This is a genomic window from Paenibacillus ihuae, assembly GCF_001368795.1.
GTDB lineage: Bacteria > Bacillota > Bacilli > Paenibacillales > Paenibacillaceae > Paenibacillus_AQ > Paenibacillus_AQ ihuae.
In genome coordinates this window covers 749,117-750,426 of the sequence record NZ_LN831198.1, presented here as the reverse complement: position 1 = coordinate 750,426, position 1,310 = coordinate 749,117, and the positions used below count along the sequence as shown (strand labels likewise).

The window sequence follows — 1,310 nt, the reverse complement described above, 5'->3', positions numbered from 1 at the left end:
ATCCAAAGGACAAGGTGATTTCATTTATATTAATCCCTTTGGTCACATCTACTTTTTGACCTTTAAGCAGCTGCATGTACTCATCTCCTCAAGTATCGGTGTGTTTCCAAATCTGCATAGTTAAGGAATATCATACTATCAGTTTTTTGTAAATTCAGTAGATTGTATTTACCCTCTCACTACTTTAATATGAATAGTACATATGATAGATAAGGGGCTTTACCAATGAATTTTACTGCAATTGACTTTGAGACCGCGAACTCCAGCCGCTCAAGCGCCTGTTCTCTGGGGCTTGTCCAGGTAAGAGAAGGTGTTATCACCGCTGAGCATGTATGGCTGATTGATCCGCGCCAGCGGTTTGACGGAATGAACATCGCTATTCACGGCATTACACCCTCAATGGTCCAGGGACAGCCTACGTTTGAGGAGCTGTGGAGCAGTGTGGAGCCGCTGCTGCAGGGCGAGATCGTGGTGGCCCATAACGCAGCCTTTGATATGAGCGTCCTGCGTTATTGTCTGGATGCCTCAGGGAACCGCTACCCTGATTTTCAATATTTATGCACATATCTGCTCGGCAAAAAGATGCTCCAGGAGCTGCCGTCCCATAAATTGAACGTAGTGTCACAGCATTTCGGCATCCGTCTGAAGCATCATGATGCGCTCGACGATGCACGTGCGGCAGCACTCATTCTGCTCAAGCTGATGGAGCAGGACCAGAAGTTTGAACCGCTCCTGCTGGCAGACAATCAGGGTTATACAGCCGGCAAGATGTTCGCAGGCGGATACACTCCTTTCAAATCACCGCCTAAAAAAGCACCCCGAAAGAAGCAGCCTGCCAAGGCGCTTTCTTCACTGCCGCCGGTTCCGTCTGTTAAGCCGTACTTCTGAGCGAAGCTGTGCTGCTGAGATGAATGTACAAATGTGTAAACATCTGCAGATGGAGCGCGGCACATGAGGTAAATCAAAGGTAGTTTTACCTCTGTTTCAGCCCGTTCGCCTCATATGGTCGAAATCAACGGTAGTTTTACCTTTGATTCGACCGTTCTGCCTCATATGAGCGAAATCAACGGTAGTTTTGCTGTTAGTCTTAAAAGTGGACACCCGTTAAGAGAGCATGAATAATAAAATTAACAAGGAGGTGTCCACATGAGTGGAACGCGAAATAGCTACAATGACGAGTTTAAAAAGCAGACGGTAAAGTACATCCAGGAGCAGACCAAGACGGTGGCGGAATTGGCCCAGGAGCTGGATATCCCCGCAAAAACCTTACATCAATGGTTGGGCAAGTATCGGCAGTTCCAGAGCGAGTC

At 47.5% G+C, this 1,310-nt stretch carries 2 protein-coding genes; both read left to right on the top strand.

What is annotated here, in order from left to right; all coding sequences use genetic code 11:
- Positions 1 to 225 precede the first annotated feature (225 nt).
- On the top strand, positions 226 to 888 hold the full coding sequence (locus AQR02_RS03400) for a 3'-5' exonuclease (RefSeq protein WP_054939396.1): 663 nt from the start codon (positions 226 to 228) through the stop codon (positions 886 to 888).
- A gap of 258 nt (positions 889 to 1,146) precedes the next feature.
- Positions 1,147 to 1,310: transposase (locus tag AQR02_RS03395; protein WP_148449126.1), on the top strand; the 164-nt coding region annotated here is incomplete at its 3' end.

Coding starts and splice junctions, on each gene's coding strand:
- AQR02_RS03400 (WP_054939396.1), top strand. CDS start 226: ATGAATTTTACTGCAATTGACTTTGAGACCGCGAACTCCAGCCGCTCA.